The following is a 15,812-nucleotide window of genomic DNA, read 5'->3' on the forward strand; positions in this document are numbered from 1 at the left end:
ACGTCTGACACGTCAGTACATCGACCGGGGGTAGCCGTGCGCATCGCCAAAGTCTGGGTCTTCCCGATCCTGCGCATCCTGATCTTCGTCGCCATCGCGGCGGCACTCGTCAAGCTCGCGTTCTTCGCGGCGCCGGCCGTCGGCGACGACACCGTCGCCGTGCCGACCGGCGAGCTCGTCGAACCCCAGGTCGCCGTGGCCGTCGGCACCATCACGAACGACGTGGTGGTGGACGCGAGCGTCGTCGCCGACCCCGCGACTCCCGTGCCCGCGACGCTGGCGGGCACGGTCACCGGCGTCGACGTCGTCAAGGGACAGGCGGTCGCGGCGGGGGACCGACTCGCGACGCTTCGGTCCGAGACGCCGCAGGAGCCCCTGGTGGCCGCCGACGGCACCGTGACCGAGCGCAAGCCGATCGTCAAGACCGCCGTCATCACGGCACCCGTGGCCGGGACGATCTCGGCCGTCGCGGTGATCAAGGACCAGACGGTCGTCGTGGGTGACGCGGTCGCGCAGGTCGCGCCTCCCACCTTCCACGTGACGGGGTCGCTCGCTGCGGACCAGCTGTACCGTCTCGTCAGCCGCCCGACCGAGGGTTCCGTCGCGATCACCGGGGGACCGGCGCCGTTCCCGTGCACGGCGCTCACCGTCGGGGGGAGCACCCCCTCGTCCGCCGGGGTGGACGACGGCGGGGACGCCGGGGCGCCGACGGGAGACTCGTCGGGCCAGAGCGTCTCCTGCGTCGTTCCGGGCGACGTCACCGTGTTCAGCGGACTCGCCGCCAGGCTGACCATCCCTGCCGGTGTCGCCACCGACGTCCTGACCGTGCCCCTCACGGCCGTGGAGGGCGCGGCGGGCAAGGGCGTCGTCTCGGTCGTCGGAGCGGACGGTACCACCGAGGAGCGCGACATCACGCTCGGCATCAACGACGGCACGATCGTCGAGGTCACGGGTGGCCTCGCCGAGGGCGACCAGGTGCTCGAGTTCGTCCCGGGTGCCGCCGCCGCACCACAGGGCGACTGCGTCGACCCGGCCACGGGCGCGGACCTCTGCGGCTGATGGCTCTGATCAGGCTCGAGGCGGTCACCAAGACGGTGCCCCTCTCCGACGACCGGACGCTGGACATCCTCACGGGCGTCGACCTCGAGGTCGACGCCGGCGAGCACGTGAGCATCGTGGGTCGTTCGGGGTCGGGCAAGTCCACCCTGCTCAACATCCTCGGGCTCATCGACGAGCCCACCACGGGGACGCACTGGTTCGACGACGTCGACGTGCGCTCGATCCGGCGCGGTCGGCGCGACCGGCTGAGGGGTGCCCAGGTCGGGTTCATCTTCCAGCAGTTCAACCTGCTCCAGGGGCGCTCGGCGCTCGAGAACGTCATGACCCCCCTGCTCTACTCGTCGGGTTCCGAGTTCTGGCGTCGCCGGTCCATCGCGGGCGAGATGCTCGAGCGCGTGGGTCTCGGTCACCGGGCCGACTCCATGCCCCATCGCCTGTCGGGTGGCGAACAACAGCGCGTCGCGATCGCCCGCTCGCTCGTGCGGCGGCCGCGCGTCATCCTCGCCGACGAACCCACCGGTGCCCTCGACGTCGAGACGGGCGCCGGGGTGATGACGCTGCTCGACGGCATCGCGACCGAGAACGAGGCCGCCCTGGTCACCATCACCCACGACCTCGCCGTCGCCGCCCGGGCCTCGAGGCACTACCAGCTCGACACCGGTGTCCTCTCGGCGTCGGTCGACGGAGCTCTCGGAACACCGACGCCGACGTCGTCGTCTGCCGCGTCGACGTCGTCCCTGCGTGACGAGGTCGACGCGTGAAGCGTGTGGTGGCCGACGTGGTGGGGGCTTTCGCCGAGGCCTGGGCCGAACTGCGCGTCAACAAGCTCCGCGTGCTGCTCAGCCTGATCGGGGTCGCATTCGCCGTCGCGGCCCTGACCGGCGTGGTCGCCCTCGGCGGGCTCGCCGAGCAGTCCTCCCGCGAGAACGCGGAGCGGTTCGGTGGCCGTCCCGCGAACTACTACGTCAACGCCTACTCCAACGGTGCCACGTCGCCGAGCACCGAGGCGATCGCGGACGCCTTCGCCACGACGACGGCACGCTACGGGATCGAGCAGACCAGCCGCGTCGTGTACGGCAATCGAGCCGTCCAGCTGCCGGACGGGGTGACCGAGGTCGGGGCCGTCACGGTCGACGTCCCCTACGGCGAGATGCACCGGGTCGTCATGACGGAGGGGTCGTGGTTCACCGACGGGGACGCGTCACGTCTCGCGCCGCCCGTCATCGTCAACGAGGTGCTCTGGCGGCAGCTCGGCTCCCCAACGTTGTCGTCGCATCCGACCCTGCTGGTCCGAGGGGCGGACTCGGCGACGCTCGTCGTCATCGGAGTCTCGGCCGCGACCGAGTACGACGGTCCGCAGATGTACCTTCTGCCGATCACCGACCACGACCTCGCGCTGGCGAGCTACGGCGCCGAGACCCCGCAGTACGAGATGTGGCTGCCGCCCGAGACCAGCGATGCCCTGAGCGCTCAGGTGGCGTCCGACATGGCGGCCAGCCTCGGCGACGACGTGCAGGTCGACGTGTCGCGACAGGACTACGCCGCAGGCGGCGACGCCGACCCCTTCGGTCCCATCAAGCTGATCATCACCGGGGTCGGTGTGCTGGTGTTGTTGCTGGGCGGTCTCGGCCTCGTCAACATCGCGCTCGTGACCGTCCGTCAGCGCATCCGCGAGATCGGCGTGCGCCGGTCCTTCGGGGCCACGGCTCCTCGGGTCTTCTTCTCGGTCATGCTCGAGAGCGTCGTCGGCACGGTCGTGGCGGGAGCCGTCGGCGTGATGGTGGCCGTCCTGGTCGTCGAGAACCCGACGGTCCAGGGCTTCATCGCGCAGGGCGCCGTCAGCGATCTCCCGCCGTTCCCGGTCGAGGCGGCCCTGATCGGTCTGGCGTCGGCCACGGCGATCGGAGCGGTGGCCGGTCTCCTGCCTGCTCTCGTGGCGATCCGCGTCAAGGTGATCGACGCCATCCGCTACTGACACACACCGGAGCACCTCCGGCCGCTGTCGGTGCCGAGAGGTACCTTGGAGCCCATGGCCACGCCCACCAAGTCGACCGCGCGCGCTCGCTCGTCGTCGCGAGCGTCGCAGACCTCCGGCGTCACGAAGGCGACCAAGAAGCTGCCCGCGTCCCTTCAGCCCGACCCGGTCCCCGACGGCCCAGGGCCGTTCGTGACGGCGTGGATGGGGCTCGCGCACCTGACCGGGGGCGCGTTCCGGCTCCTGGGCAAAGAGTCCCTGGCGAAGGACGAGCGGCGAGACGGCGTGCCGTTCCTGCTCGTGCTGCTGGCGATCGCCGGGGCCGTCGTCGAGTGGCTCAACCCGACCAGCCCCCTCGCGGTCGGCTTCGACGCCTACACGTTCGGCGGGCTCGTGGGGCGCGTGGCCTACGCCCTGCCGGTCATCATGATCCTCTTCGCGGGCTGGCTCTTCCGGCACCCGGCGTCCGTCCACGACAACACCCGCATCGGCATCGGACTGGGCCTGTCCATCGTCTCGATCAGCGCTCTGTGCCACATCTTCGGAGGGCAACCCGAGGCCGCCGCCGGGCTCCGGGCCCTCGCCACCGGTGGCGGCGTGCTGGGTTGGGTCGTGGCATCCTGGCTCGTCGCTCTCGCCACCGAGTGGGTCGCGGTCCCTCTCGTCGTCATCTTGCTGGCGTTCTCGCTGCTCATCATCACCAAGACGCCGCCGAACCGCATCCACCGCCGTCTGGGCGAGCTCTACTCCTACCTCTTCGGCGAGACGACCTCGGCTGCGGACGGGGCCGACGCCGATCCCGACCTCGTCGACCTGGCAGAGTCCGAGTCGTTGCCCTGGTGGCGGCGGAACAAGGACCAGCGCGAGGAGGACCCCGCATACGACACCCCACTCGTGAAGGCGGACGAGTCGTCCGCCACCGAGCCGTCCGGACGACGTCGACGGAAGAAGCCCGTCTTCGAGCCGAGCGTGGACGACGCGGGCAGCGCCGCCGCGGCGGGTGCGGCAGGCTCCGCCGCGCCGACGACGGCTCCGACCGACGTCTTCTCCGCCGACCTCCTCGGCGACCTCGATCGGGCAGAGGACGCCGTCCGTGCCCAGGGGGTCGACGTCCCGTCCGTTCAGCCCACCGCGTCGACCACGGTGCTCCCGGTCGTCCCGGCCGAGCCCGTCGGCGAGAGCGACGCAGCGGCCGACTTCCTGGCGGTCGACCCCGACGAGGCGGCACCGCCCTCTCTCGACGAGGTCGACGACGGTGCCGAGAGCGCCCCGTATCGCCTCCCCGCTGCCTCGAGCCTGTCGGTCGGCGAGCCCGCGAAGGCCCGCAGCGAGGCGAACGACGCGATCGTGGCCGCCATCAGCCAGGTGCTCGACCAGTTCAACGTCGACGCCAAGGTGACCGGCCTCAAGCGCGGTCCGACCGTCACGCGGTACGAGATCGAACTCGGTCCCGGCGTCAAGGTCGAGCGGGTCACCGCCCTGACCAAGAACCTCGCCTACGCGGTGGCCTCCAACGAGGTCCGCATCCTGTCGCCGATCCCCGGCAAGAGTGCGATCGGCGTCGAGATCCCCAACACCGACAAAGAGATCGTCGCCCTCGGCGACGTCCTGCGGTCCTCAGCGGCGAGCAAGAGCGTCCACCCGCTCACGATCGGCGTCGGCAAGGACGTCGAGGGCGGCTACGTCGTGGCCAACCTGGCCAAGATGCCGCACCTGCTCGTGGCCGGCGCCACCGGGTCGGGTAAGTCCAGCTTCATCAACTCGATGATCACCTCGTTGCTGATGCGCGCCAAGCCGACCGACGTCCGCATGGTGCTGATCGACCCCAAGCGGGTCGAGCTCTCGATCTACGCAGGCGTGCCGCACCTGATCACGCCCATCATCACGAACCCCAAGAAGGCCGCCGAGGCCTTGCAATGGGTCGTCAAAGAGATGGACATGAGGTACGACGACCTCGCCAGCTTCGGCTTCCGGCACATCGACGACTTCAACCGCGCCGTCGTCGGTGGCGAGATCGTCCTCCCCGTCGGCAGTCAGCGCAAGCTCAAGCCGTACCCCTACCTCCTCGTGGTCGTCGACGAGTTGGCCGACCTCATGATGGTGGCTCCGCGCGACGTCGAGGACAGCATCGTCCGCATCACCCAGCTGGCCCGTGCGTCCGGAATCCACCTCGTTCTCGCGACGCAGCGCCCCTCGGTCGACGTCGTGACCGGACTCATCAAGGCGAACGTCCCCTCGCGCTTCGCGTTCGCCGTCTCGAGCGTCACCGACTCGCGGGTGATCCTCGACCAGCCCGGGGCCGACAAGCTCATCGGTCAGGGCGACGGGCTGTTCCTCCCCATGGGTGCTTCCAAGGCCATGCGCGTCCAGGGCGCCTGGGTTCAAGAGAACGAGATCGCCCAGGTCGTGGCCCACGTCACCCGCCAGGCGCGACCCGACTACCGCCCCGACGTCGCCGCGGTGGTCGAGAAGCGCGAGATCGACGGTGACATCGGCGACGACCTCGAGTTGCTCCTCGCGGCTGCCGAGCTCGTGGTCAGCACGCAGTTCGGTTCGACGTCGATGCTCCAGCGCAAGCTGCGCGTCGGGTTCGCCAAGGCCGGCCGCCTGATGGACCTCATGGAGTCGCGAGACATCGTCGGTCCGTCCGAAGGGTCGAAGGCTCGCGACGTGCTCGTCACCACCGAGCAGCTCCCCGGTGTGCTCGCGAAGCTGCGCGGGGGCGACGCGGCCTCCGACGCCGGCGCCGGCCGCGCCTCCTCGGGGTCCTCTTCCGCCGCGCGCGCCGACGCCGGTGACTACGACGGCGATCCGGTCGAGGCCATGACCCGTGGGTACGCCGAGGACGACGACGCCGGCAGCGAAGACGCCTGGCACCTGACCGGCAGGGAGTAGACCATGAGCCACGACGACGCCTCCCGCCCGACGGCAACACGCTCGGCCTTCTCGTTCCGAGGGCGGGTGGCCTCGAGAGGGCCCGGGCCCGCCAGCACCGGCAACATCGCGAACGTGATCACCGTCGTGCGCATACTCATGGCGCCGCTGTTCATCGCCTGGTTGCTGATCGACGACGGGGCCGACGGCTCACTCCGCGTCTGGGCCGCTGCCCTGTTCGTCGTCGCGATCCTCACCGACAGCCTCGACGGCATGCTGGCCCGTGGCCTCGACCTCGTGACCGACTTCGGCAAGATCGTCGATCCGATCGCCGACAAGGTGTTGATCGGTGGCGCACTCGTCTCGCTCACCATCCTCGGTGAGCTGCCGTGGTGGGTCACCGCCCTCATCCTCGTCCGCGAGGTCGGCATCACCGTCTACCGCTTCGCCGTCTTGCGTGACCGGGTGATCCCGGCCTCCCGCGGCGGCAAGGTCAAGACCGTGCTGCAAGCCGTCGCGGTGACGCTGGCGCTCTTCCCCCTCTGGAACGTCGTCGGAGAAGGCATGCACTGGGTCAACGGCGTGCTCATGACGGCGGCCACGGTCGCCACCCTCGTCTCCGGGGCGGACTACCTGCGCGTGGCGATGAAGCACGGACGAACCTCCGCATGACCGTGGCTGCCGACCTCGTGGCCGAGTTGACGAGCAGGGGGCTGACGGTCGCCGTCGCCGAGTCCCTCACCGGCGGTGCCCTGGTCGCCGAACTCGTGTCCGTGCCCGGAGCCTCGGCCGTCGTCCTGGGCGGGGTGGTCGCTTACCAGACAGAGCTCAAGCACACGCTCCTCGGGGTCGATCCAGGACTGCTCGCGCGACACGGACCCGTGCATCCCGACGTCGCCGCGTCCATGGCCGTCGGGGTTCGGGATCGGTTGGCCGCAGGCGGTCACCCGGCCGACATCGGTCTCGCGACCACCGGCGTCGCCGGTCCCGACCCCCAGGGCGGTCACGCACCCGGAACGGTCTTCGTCGGTCTGGCGGTGCCCGGTGACGTCCGCGTCGCCGAGCTCTCGCTCGCGGGCGACCGGCAGGCCATCCGAAACGCCACCGTCTCCGAATCCCTCGCAGCACTCGATCGATGGCTGGTCGAGACGAGGGAATAGCCGGCGTTTCGGTCTCGTTACATCTCTCGAGTTCACAACAGGTGCACAGTCCCCGATGGCTACAGTCGTGGTCAGTCGGTCCGAGCACCACCCGCCGTCCCCCATCTGCAACCATCCCGGCAGATGGGTCGTCCCCGAAGGAGGGTCCCATGGTCCTGGTACGTCAAGAAATCGGCGACGTCCTTCGCGACTTCCGTCTGCAGAAGGGTCGCACGCTCCGTCAGGTCGCGAGCAAGGCCAGCGTCGCCCTCGGTTACCTCAGCGAGGTCGAGCGGGGTCAGAAAGAAGCGAGTTCCGAGATCCTCGCGTCCGTCGCGGACGCCCTCGAGACGCCCATCTCGGTCATCATGCGCGAGGTCGGTGACCGCATGGCCGTCATCGAGGGGCTGAACCCGATCCCCGACACGCTTCCGGACGACCTCGTCGCCGAGTTCGACTCCGACCTCGCGGTCCGCTGACCGTCCTTCGTCGCCACGAACGCCCCCGGCTCCCGCCGGGGGCGTTCGTCGTCCGGGGTACCCTCGTCTGATGCGCAAGAGCGAGTTCGCCCGGGCCGTCGAGGACGAGTTCGGAGAAGCCTACGGTCGGGTGGTCACCCGGGATCTCGTGATCCAGTCGCTCGGTGACAGGACCGCCGACCAGGCGATCGCGCAGGGCGAGTCACCCCGCGACGTGTGGCTCGCCCTCTGCGACGCCGAGGGCGTCCCCATGGGCCGTCGCCACGGTGTGGGGTTGCCCGAACCGACGGACTGAGGCGCAGTCCGGTCGGGCGTGTGTTCGACACGCCGAGGCCGATGGCTCGAACACCTGTTCGGACGGGTGGTAGCGTCCTCCACAAGGACGTGGACGAGCGAGTTCTGTACGTCGGGCCCCCACCGCCACTGCGATGTCGGAGGTGGCCCGTAGCGTTTCTCGCATCGACGTCCCGCGTCACCGGCACATGCCGGCGACACCAGCCTTGTCGTAGCGACGACGACCTTGCACCACCGGTCGGCGTCGACGCGACAGCCTACAGGCGCACGGACGACCACCACGAAGGAGAACGACATGCCCTCAGTTGAAAACCGCGAGAAAGCACTCGAGACGGCTCTCGCCCAGATCGACCGCCAGTTCGGCAAGGGCGCCGTCATGCGCCTCGGCAGCGACGAGCGTGCTCCCGTGGCGGTGATCCCCACCGGCTCGATCGCCCTCGACGTCGCTCTCGGCATCGGTGGCATCCCTCGTGGCCGCATCGTCGAGATCTACGGTCCCGAGTCGTCCGGTAAGACGACCCTGACCCTGCACGCCATCGCGAATGCCCAACGCAACGGCGGCATCGCTGCGTTCATCGACGCCGAGCACGCTCTCGACCCCGAGTACGCCAAGAAGCTCGGCGTCGACATCGACGCGCTGCTGGTCTCGCAGCCCGACACGGGTGAGCAGGCTCTCGAGATCGCCGACATGCTCGTCCGTTCGGGGTCGATCGACCTCGTCGTCATCGACTCGGTCGCCGCGCTCGTGCCGCGTGCCGAGATCGAGGGTGAGATGGGCGACTCGCACGTCGGTCTGCAGGCTCGACTCATGTCACAGGCATTGCGCAAGTTGACCGGTGGGCTCAGCCAGACCGGCACCACGATGATCTTCATCAACCAGCTGCGCGAGAAGATCGGTGTCTTCTTCGGCAGCCCCGAGACGACGGCCGGCGGAAAGGCGCTCAAGTTCTACGCCTCCGTACGTCTCGACATCCGCCGCATCGAGACGTTGAAGGACGGTACCGACGCGGTCGGCAACCGCACCCGCGTCAAGGTCGTCAAGAACAAGATGGCTCCGCCCTTCAAGCAGGCCGAGTTCGACATCCTCTACGGTGTAGGCATCTCGCGCGAGGGCAGCCTCATCGACTTCGGTGTCGAGCACGGCATCGTCCGCAAGTCGGGTGCCTGGTACACGTACGAAGGCGACCAGCTCGGTCAGGGTAAAGAGAACTCGCGCAACTTCCTCATCAAGAACGCCGCCATCGCTCAAGAGATCGAGCAGAAGATCCTCGCCAAGCTCGGAGTCGGTGGTGCCAAGCCCGTCGAAGCGCCCGTCGAGTCGATCGAGGCCAAGATCGCCGCTCGCAAGGGCGCATGACCACGCGCGACGACGACGCCACGGGGGCGGGTCCCGCTGTCGACGGCGTCGACAGCGGGCGGCTCGCGCCGGTCACGCCCCTCTTCGGTGTTGCAACCGGATCGTCGACGTCCGGCGAGAGGGTCGCTCCGGCGGCTTCGGACGCTCCGTCCCACGATTCCGAAGCCGTCCTGACGGCCATCAGCGCCCACTGGGTCGGCGACGCGTCCCCGCTGGCCTCGGAGGCCGACCACCCGTCCGCGCGAGGTTCTCGGGCGGGCGCGGCCGGTCGACCCAAGGCCACCGGGTTCGACGATCAGCCCGATGACGGGCCGGAGGACCTCGAAGCGCAGAAGCGACGGGCGGAGAACGTCAGCCTGCACGCCCTCTCGCGCCGTGGTGTGTCCTCTCACGAGATGGAGAAGCTGCTTCTCTCGCGTGACCTCGATGAATCGGTCGTCGCCGACGAGATCGCTCGGCTCGAGCGGGTGGGCCTGCTCGACGACAGCGAACTGGCCGCGACCCTGGTCCGGTCGAAGCAAGAGCGCAAGGGGCTGGGCCGCGGGGCCGTCACGTCCGAACTCCGCGCCCGTGGAATCGATCCGTCGATCATCGACGAGGCGCTGTCCGACACGGACGACGACGAAGAGCAAGAACGTGCCGACGAATGGGCTCGCAAACGGGCCGGTTCGTTGCGCGGGCTCGACCGCGAGACGGCGGAGCGTCGTCTCAACGGGTACCTGATGCGCCGCGGGTACCGGTCCGAGGTCGTGCGTCGTGCCATCGAGAAGGCCCTGCCTCGGGGTGGCAGCGGTCGGGGCGGCGTCCGCTTCGAGTGATCGGCTCGGGGGTGGCGGCGATCTACACTGAGTCACCATGACGACGGTCGCCACCACCAGCATCCCCTCGCCCGTCGACGGCCCGGCCCGCACGTACGAGGTCCGTACCTTCGGGTGCCAGATGAACGTGCACGATTCGGAGCGGTTGAGTGGTTCACTCGAGGCGGCCGGCTACGTGGCTGCCGACGGAGCCGAGGCCGACATCGTCGTCATCAACACCTGCGCAGTACGCGAGAACGCCGACAAGAAGCTCTACGGGACCCTGGGGACCCTCGCCGGCCTGAAGAAGAAGCACGAAGGCATGCAGATCGCCGTCGGCGGGTGCCTGGCCCAGAAAGACAAGGACGTCATCCTCGACAGGGCGCCGTGGGTCGACGTCGTCTTCGGTACGCACAACATGGGTGCCCTGCCCACGCTGCTCGAACGCGCGCGGCACAACGACGAGGCCCAGCTCGAGATCCTCGAAGCGCTCGACGTCTTCCCTTCGACCTTGCCGACCAAGCGCGAGTCCACGCACAGCGGCTGGGTCTCGATCTCGGTCGGCTGCAACAACACCTGCACCTTCTGCATCGTCCCTTCGCTCCGAGGCAAGGAGAAGGACCGCCGCCCCGGCGACATCCTCGCCGAGGTCGGGGCGCTCGTCGACGACGGGGCCGTCGAGGTGACGCTGCTCGGGCAGAACGTGAACTCGTACGGTGTCGAGTTCGGCGATCGACTCGCCTTCGGCAAGTTGCTGCGGGCCGTCGGCGCGATCCCCGGGCTCGAGCGGGTGCGCTTCACCAGCCCGCACCCGGCGTCCTTCACCGACGACGTCATCGCCGCCATGGCCGAGACGCCCGCTGTGATGCCCCAGTTGCACATGCCCCTGCAATCGGGGTCCGACCGGGTGTTGCGGGCCATGCGACGCAGCTACCGCAGCGAGAAGTTCCTCGGCATCATCGATCGTGTGCGCGCGGCCATGCCCGACGCCGCGATCAGCACCGACATCATCGTCGGGTTCCCCGGCGAGACCGAGGACGACTTCGCCGAGACCCTCCGGGTCGTCGAGCGATCCCGGTTCGCCTCGGCGTTCACGTTCCAGTACTCGGTGCGCCCCGGGACACCCGCGGGCGAGATGGCCGACCAGATTCCCAAGGCCGTCGTCCAAGAACGGTTCGAGCGGTTGACGGCCGTTCAGGACCGCATCTCGGCCGAAGAGAACCGTCGCCAGGTCGGGCGTCCCGTCGAGGTCCTCGTGGCCACCGGCGAGGGGCGGAAGGACGCCTCCACCCACCGTCTCTCAGGTCGTGCCGAAGACAGCCGTCTCGTCCACTTCGAGGTGCCGACGGCTGCCGCCGTTCCGCGACCCGGCGACGTCGTCAGCGTGAGGATCACCGACGCCGCGCCGTTCTACCTGCTCGCCGATGCGGTCGAGGGGCCCGAATCCCTCTACGAGGTCCGTCGCACGCGCGCGGGTGATGCCTGGGACGCCGCGCAGGCCGCCTCGTGCGGGGTGCCGTCCGGGGGTGACGCGACCCGCGCCTCCTCGGCTCGGCCGGCGAGGGTGAGCCTCGGTCTGCCCACGCTGCGGGTGGCGACGACGCCGATCTACAGCACGACCGACGACCTCCGCTGACGTGCTGGTCGCGATCGTCGGGGCGACCGGCACGGGGAAGTCCGCCTTCTCGCTGGACCTCGCCGAGGCACTGTCCGCCCGGGGCGAGACGGTCGAGATCGTCAACGCGGATGCCATGCAGCTCTACCGGGGCATGGACGTCGGCACGGCCAAACTGCCGGTCGCCGAACGGCGAGGCTTCGCGCATCATCTCCTCGACGTCCTCGACGTCACCGACGAGGCGAGCGTCGAGTGGTATCAACGCGAAGCCAGGGACCTCATCGACGGCATCGTCGCGCGAGGGGCGGTGCCGATCCTCGTCGGCGGGTCCGGACTCTACGTCTCGAGCGTGTTGTTCGACTTCCGGTTCCCCGGCACCGATCCTGCGATCCGGAGTCGCTACGAAGCGATCGCCGACGAGCGGGGAGCAGGGGCGCTGTACGACTTGTTGAGAGAGCGCGATCCGGCGTCCGCCACGTCGATCGGGCCATCCAACGCCAGGCGTCTCGTCCGGGCGCTCGAGGTCGGGGACCTCACCGGACGTCCCCTCTCGGGAACGCTGCCCGAGAAGTCGTCACCGTGGCGGCCGTCGAGCGTCTTCGGCGTGGCCGAGGAGCGCCCCGTGCTCGTCGAACGTCTCGACCGACGCGTCGACCAGATGTGGCGAGACGGTCTCGTCGACGAGGTACGGGGTCTGCTTCCCCTCGGGCTCGAGCGAGGGGTCACGGCGAGCCGGGCGATCGGTTACGCGCAGGCCGTCGCCCAGATCCGGGGTGAGCTCGGCGAGGGGGACGCCATCGATGCCACGGCGGCCCTCACCCGTCGCTACGCCCGCCGCCAGGCGAGCTGGTTCCGCCGGTACGACGACGTCGAGTGGTCCCGCTCGGGCGACGCCCAGGCGGTCGACCGGGCCGTGGCTAGAATCCTGGGGTGACCACCACGCTGCAGTTCACCAAAGGGCACGGCACGGGCAACGACTTCGTCTTGTTCACCGATCCCGATGCGGGCACCGACCTGAGCCCCGCCATGATCCGGGCCCTGGCGGACCGGAGGTTCGGGGTGGGCGGGGACGGGGTCATCCGTGCGGTCCGCACGGCGGCGTTGTCCACCGAGGCGGGCCTGCTCGAGACCGAGCCGCGCGCCGAGTGGTTCATGGACTACCACAACGCCGACGGCAGCCCGGCCGAGATGTGCGGCAACGGCATCCGTGTCTTCGCGCGCTACCTCCTCGAGCGGGGGCTGGTCCAGCTGGGCGAGGACGACGTGCTCGTCGTCGGCACGCGGGCCGGCGCGCGTGAGGTGCGTCGTGACGGCACGGGCTTCCGCGTCGACCTGGGGCCGTGGAGGCTCGGCGACGACGATCCGGTCGTGCGGGCGCGCGAGCTGCACGCGGCGCGTCCCGGCCTGCCGATCTCGGTGGGCAACCCCCACGTGGTGGTGGCACTCGCCGGCGACGACGAACTGGACGGTCTCGACCTGACCTACGTGCCGATCGTCGACCCGGCCCCGGCCGACGGGGCGAACGTCGAGTTCGTGGTCCCGGCGGACCCGCTCGTGGTCGACGGGCTGGGTCGCATCCGCATGCGTGTCCACGAGCGGGGCAGCGGCGAGACCCTGTCGTGCGGCACCGGTGCGGCAGCGGCCGCCCTGGCGACGCGGTACTGGGCAGGAGCCTCGGCACCCGAGGCCTGGTTGGTCGAGGTCCCCGGCGGCGTCGTGGGCGTGTCGGTGAGTCATCACGCCGATGGTGAGCACGTCTCGCTCAGCGGGCCGGCCGAACTGGTCTTCACCGGCGCGCTCGAACTCTGAGCCGCGCCGGGAGCCGGCGTCCAGATCTCGGCGAGAAGACCGATCAGTCGGCGTCGGTGAGTCGCTCGGCACGCAAGATCCGGTATCCCTTGCTGGTGGAGGCGCGGGTCACGTCCACGACGCCGGTCATGGTCTCGTTCATCCAGCGCTGCAGGGAGTCGGCCCCCAGGTTCTTCTGCACGACCAGCCACGCGTCCGACCCCGCGTCGAGGCGGGGGAGCCACCGTTCGAGCAGGGAGTGCAGTTCGGCCTTGCCGACCCGGATCGGCGGGTTCGACCAGATCGTCGCGAAGCGCAGATCGTCGGGAACACCGTCGGGGGTCACGGCGTTGACGTTCTCGAGGCCGACCGACCGCGCGTTCTCGCGCACGAGGTCGAGCACTCTCTCGTTCACGTCGACGGCCCAGACCGTCGCGTCGGGTGACGACAACGCGAGGCTCAGTGTGATGGGGCCCCACCCGCACCCGACGTCCAACAGATGGCCCGCCCTCGGCGGCGTCGGCGTGCCAGCCAACAGGACCGAGGTGCCCGGGTCGACGCGGCCCGGGCTGAAGACGCCGGCAGCCGTGGTCAGGGTCAGCTCCCGTCCTGCGAGGACGACCTCGATCGTCCGGGGCTTGGCCTCGCTGCCGGGCTGGGGGGAGAAGTAGTGCTCGCTGGCCATGGTCGCCAACCTACCGAACATCCGGCAGGGCCTCGCTCCCTGCTCTCCGCACACCGAAAGGGTTAGTATCACCCCGATGACAGACCACACCACGACCCCGCTCGATCCGGAGCGGAACGACCAGCCCGACGACGTCGTCGCGCGCGTGCTCGATCGTGCAGCCCAGAGGGCATCCGGCTACACCGTGTTCTCGCCGGCTCAGGCCATCCAGACCCGCTCGTTGCAGCACGACGGCGACTCCGACGGCGATCAGTCCGAGCGCGACGACCGCCAGGCCCTCCGCCGCGTGGCGGGCCTGTCGACCGAACTGCAGGACGTCACCGAGGTCGAGTACCGGCAGTTGCGCCTCGAGAACGTCGTCCTGATCGGCGTCTACTCGCAGGGGTCGATGGCGGACGCCGAGAACTCCCTCCGTGAACTCGCTGCCCTGGCCGAGACGGCGGGGGCGGTCGTGCTCGACGGACTGCTGCAGCGACGGCCGAACCCGGACCCGAGCACCTACCTGGGCAAGGGCAAGGCCGAAGAACTGCGGGGAACGGTCGCGGCCCTCGGCGCGGACACCGTCATCGCCGACACCGAACTGGCCCCCAGCCAGCGACGCGCCCTCGAGGACGTCGTCAAGGTCAAGGTGATCGACCGCACGGCCGTCATCCTCGACATCTTCAGCCAGCACGCCAAGAGCCGGGAGGGCAAGGCGCAGGTCGAACTGGCCCAACTCGAGTACCTCCTGCCCCGTCTCCGCGGTTGGGGCGAGTCGATGTCCCGCCAGGCCGGTGGACAAGTCGGAGGCGCGGGTGCCGGAATGGGCAGCCGCGGGCCCGGTGAGACCAAGATCGAGCTCGACCGGCGCCGCATCCACACCCGCATGGCCCGGCTCCGCAAGCAGATCAAAGAGATGAAGCCTGCCCGCGACGCCAAGCGAGCCAACCGTGACCGCAACGAGGTGCCCACCGTCGCCATCGCCGGGTACACGAACGCCGGGAAGTCCAGTCTCCTGAACCGGTTGACGAGCGCGGGCGTCCTCGTCGAGAACGCGCTGTTCGCGACCCTGGACGCGACGGTCCGCAAGAGCGTGACGGCTGACGGTCGTCCCTTCACGTACGCCGACACCGTCGGATTCGTCCGGAACCTCCCTCACCAGCTGGTCGAGGCATTCCGATCGACGCTCGAGGAGGTCGAGGCGTCCGACGTCATCGTGCACGTCGTCGACGGGTCGCACCCCGACCCCGCCGCCCAGCTCGCCACCGTCCGAGACGTCATCGCCGAGGTCGACGGTCGCGACATCGCCGAGATCGTCGTCTACAACAAGAGCGACCTCGTCGACGACGACCAGCGTCTCGTCCTGCTCGGACTCGAGCCGACGGCGGTCTTCGTCTCGGCACGGACGGGTGAGGGCATCGACGAGCTGCTGGCCCGCATCGCAGCCGTCCTGCCCGAACCCGAGATCGAGCTCGACCTGTTGGTGCCGTACGACCGCGGCGACGTCGTCTCCCACCTCCACGACTCGGGCCGCATCGTCAGCACGGACTACGAAGAAGAGGGCACCCGCGTCCACGCGCGCGTCTACCCGAGTGACGTTGCCGGGCTCACGCCCTACGTGGCTCCCGTGGGCGTGGGGCGCTGACGCCGAGCCGCACGTCCTCGAACGACGAAGCGCCGCCCCCCCCCCGGGGGGGGGGCGGCGGGGGGGGCGGGGGCGGGCGCCACCGGGGAGGCGAGATAAGACGGAGCCGCACCCGGCCGCGCCCTG

General features: G+C 69.8%; 15 protein-coding genes. 14 read left to right on the top strand and 1 reads right to left on the bottom strand.

What is annotated here, in order from left to right; genetic code table 11:
* Positions 1 to 36: 36 nt before the first annotated feature.
* From ACVJ1F_RS14730 to dapF, 13 genes are all read left to right on the top strand, one after another.
* Positions 37 to 1,059 carry a hypothetical protein gene (locus tag ACVJ1F_RS14730; RefSeq protein ID WP_456887130.1) on the top strand — a complete coding sequence of 341 codons (1,023 nt, stop codon included), beginning with the start codon at positions 37 to 39 and terminating at the stop codon, positions 1,057 to 1,059.
* Entirely contained in the window at positions 1,059 to 1,820 is a 762-nt protein-coding gene (locus ACVJ1F_RS14735) for an ABC transporter ATP-binding protein (protein WP_159826822.1), read from the top strand. The genes ACVJ1F_RS14730 and ACVJ1F_RS14735 overlap by 1 nt, the downstream gene beginning before the upstream one ends.
* Entirely contained in the window at positions 1,817 to 3,034 is a 1,218-nt protein-coding gene (locus tag ACVJ1F_RS14740) for an ABC transporter permease (protein ID WP_456887132.1), read from the top strand. Before ACVJ1F_RS14735 ends, ACVJ1F_RS14740 begins: the two co-directional genes overlap by 4 nt.
* A 54-nt stretch (positions 3,035 to 3,088) precedes the next feature.
* Positions 3,089 to 5,929: a DNA translocase FtsK gene (locus ACVJ1F_RS14745; RefSeq protein ID WP_456887134.1), complete on the top strand. Its 2,841-nt coding sequence runs from the start codon at positions 3,089 to 3,091 to the stop codon at positions 5,927 to 5,929.
* Positions 5,930 to 5,932: 3 nt separating this feature from the next.
* Positions 5,933 to 6,580, top strand: a complete 648-nt coding sequence (gene pgsA, locus ACVJ1F_RS14750) for a CDP-diacylglycerol--glycerol-3-phosphate 3-phosphatidyltransferase (RefSeq protein WP_277959578.1) — start codon at positions 5,933 to 5,935, stop codon at positions 6,578 to 6,580.
* A complete protein-coding gene (locus tag ACVJ1F_RS14755; RefSeq protein ID WP_056048098.1) occupies positions 6,577 to 7,068 on the top strand; it encodes a CinA family protein in 492 nt (163 codons plus the stop codon). Before pgsA ends, ACVJ1F_RS14755 begins: the two co-directional genes overlap by 4 nt.
* Positions 7,069 to 7,217: 149 nt before the next feature.
* On the top strand, positions 7,218 to 7,526 hold the full coding sequence (locus ACVJ1F_RS14760) for a helix-turn-helix domain-containing protein (protein ID WP_043596680.1): 309 nt from the start codon (positions 7,218 to 7,220) through the stop codon (positions 7,524 to 7,526).
* A 70-nt stretch (positions 7,527 to 7,596) separates the two neighbouring features.
* Entirely contained in the window at positions 7,597 to 7,821 is a 225-nt protein-coding gene (locus ACVJ1F_RS14765) for a DUF3046 domain-containing protein (protein ID WP_056048094.1), read from the top strand.
* Positions 7,822 to 8,115: 294 nt separating this feature from the next.
* Entirely contained in the window at positions 8,116 to 9,177 is a 1,062-nt protein-coding gene (gene recA, locus ACVJ1F_RS14770; RefSeq protein ID WP_056048091.1) for a recombinase RecA, read from the top strand.
* Entirely contained in the window at positions 9,174 to 9,995 is an 822-nt protein-coding gene (locus ACVJ1F_RS14775; protein WP_173152325.1) for a regulatory protein RecX, read from the top strand. Before recA ends, ACVJ1F_RS14775 begins: the two co-directional genes overlap by 4 nt.
* 37 nt (positions 9,996 to 10,032) lie before the next feature.
* The gene (gene miaB / locus ACVJ1F_RS14780) at positions 10,033 to 11,610 is read left to right on the top strand and encodes a tRNA (N6-isopentenyl adenosine(37)-C2)-methylthiotransferase MiaB (RefSeq protein ID WP_456887138.1); all 1,578 of its coding nucleotides are present in this window, start codon (positions 10,033 to 10,035) and stop codon (positions 11,608 to 11,610) included.
* Between the two features lies 1 nt (position 11,611).
* Positions 11,612 to 12,523 carry a tRNA (adenosine(37)-N6)-dimethylallyltransferase MiaA gene (miaA, locus tag ACVJ1F_RS14785; RefSeq protein ID WP_456887140.1) on the top strand — a complete coding sequence of 304 codons (912 nt, stop codon included), beginning with the start codon at positions 11,612 to 11,614 and terminating at the stop codon, positions 12,521 to 12,523.
* Positions 12,520 to 13,398 (top strand): diaminopimelate epimerase, encoded by an 879-nt coding sequence (gene dapF, locus ACVJ1F_RS14790; RefSeq protein WP_056048080.1) that lies wholly within the window; start codon positions 12,520 to 12,522, stop codon positions 13,396 to 13,398. The genes miaA and dapF overlap by 4 nt, the downstream gene beginning before the upstream one ends.
* A 43-nt stretch (positions 13,399 to 13,441) precedes the next feature.
* On the opposite strand, the gene ACVJ1F_RS14795 is transcribed toward dapF, so the two are convergent.
* Complete coding sequence (locus tag ACVJ1F_RS14795; protein ID WP_456887142.1) at positions 13,442 to 14,062, bottom strand: class I SAM-dependent methyltransferase; 621 nt, start codon at positions 14,060 to 14,062, stop codon at positions 13,442 to 13,444.
* Positions 14,063 to 14,138: 76 nt separating this feature from the next.
* On the opposite strand from ACVJ1F_RS14795, the gene hflX reads away from it, so the two are divergent.
* A complete protein-coding gene (gene hflX / locus ACVJ1F_RS14800) occupies positions 14,139 to 15,686 on the top strand; it encodes a GTPase HflX (protein ID WP_456887144.1) in 1,548 nt (515 codons plus the stop codon).
* Positions 15,687 to 15,812: the final 126 nt, after the last annotated feature.

It is taken from the genome of Frigoribacterium sp. 2355 (assembly GCF_054060695.1).

Coding starts and splice junctions, on each gene's coding strand:
- pgsA (WP_277959578.1), top strand. CDS start 5,933: ATGAGCCACGACGACGCCTCCCGCCCGACGGCAACACGCTCGGCCTTC.
- ACVJ1F_RS14795 (WP_456887142.1), bottom strand. CDS start 14,062: ATGGCCAGCGAGCACTACTTCTCCCCCCAGCCCGGCAGCGAGGCCAAG.
- recA (WP_056048091.1), top strand. CDS start 8,116: ATGCCCTCAGTTGAAAACCGCGAGAAAGCACTCGAGACGGCTCTCGCC.
- ACVJ1F_RS14735 (WP_159826822.1), top strand. CDS start 1,059: ATGGCTCTGATCAGGCTCGAGGCGGTCACCAAGACGGTGCCCCTCTCC.
- ACVJ1F_RS14755 (WP_056048098.1), top strand. CDS start 6,577: ATGACCGTGGCTGCCGACCTCGTGGCCGAGTTGACGAGCAGGGGGCTG.
- miaB (WP_456887138.1), top strand. CDS start 10,033: ATGACGACGGTCGCCACCACCAGCATCCCCTCGCCCGTCGACGGCCCG.
- ACVJ1F_RS14775 (WP_173152325.1), top strand. CDS start 9,174: ATGACCACGCGCGACGACGACGCCACGGGGGCGGGTCCCGCTGTCGAC.
- hflX (WP_456887144.1), top strand. CDS start 14,139: ATGACAGACCACACCACGACCCCGCTCGATCCGGAGCGGAACGACCAG.
- ACVJ1F_RS14765 (WP_056048094.1), top strand. CDS start 7,597: ATGCGCAAGAGCGAGTTCGCCCGGGCCGTCGAGGACGAGTTCGGAGAA.
- ACVJ1F_RS14745 (WP_456887134.1), top strand. CDS start 3,089: ATGGCCACGCCCACCAAGTCGACCGCGCGCGCTCGCTCGTCGTCGCGA.
- ACVJ1F_RS14760 (WP_043596680.1), top strand. CDS start 7,218: ATGGTCCTGGTACGTCAAGAAATCGGCGACGTCCTTCGCGACTTCCGT.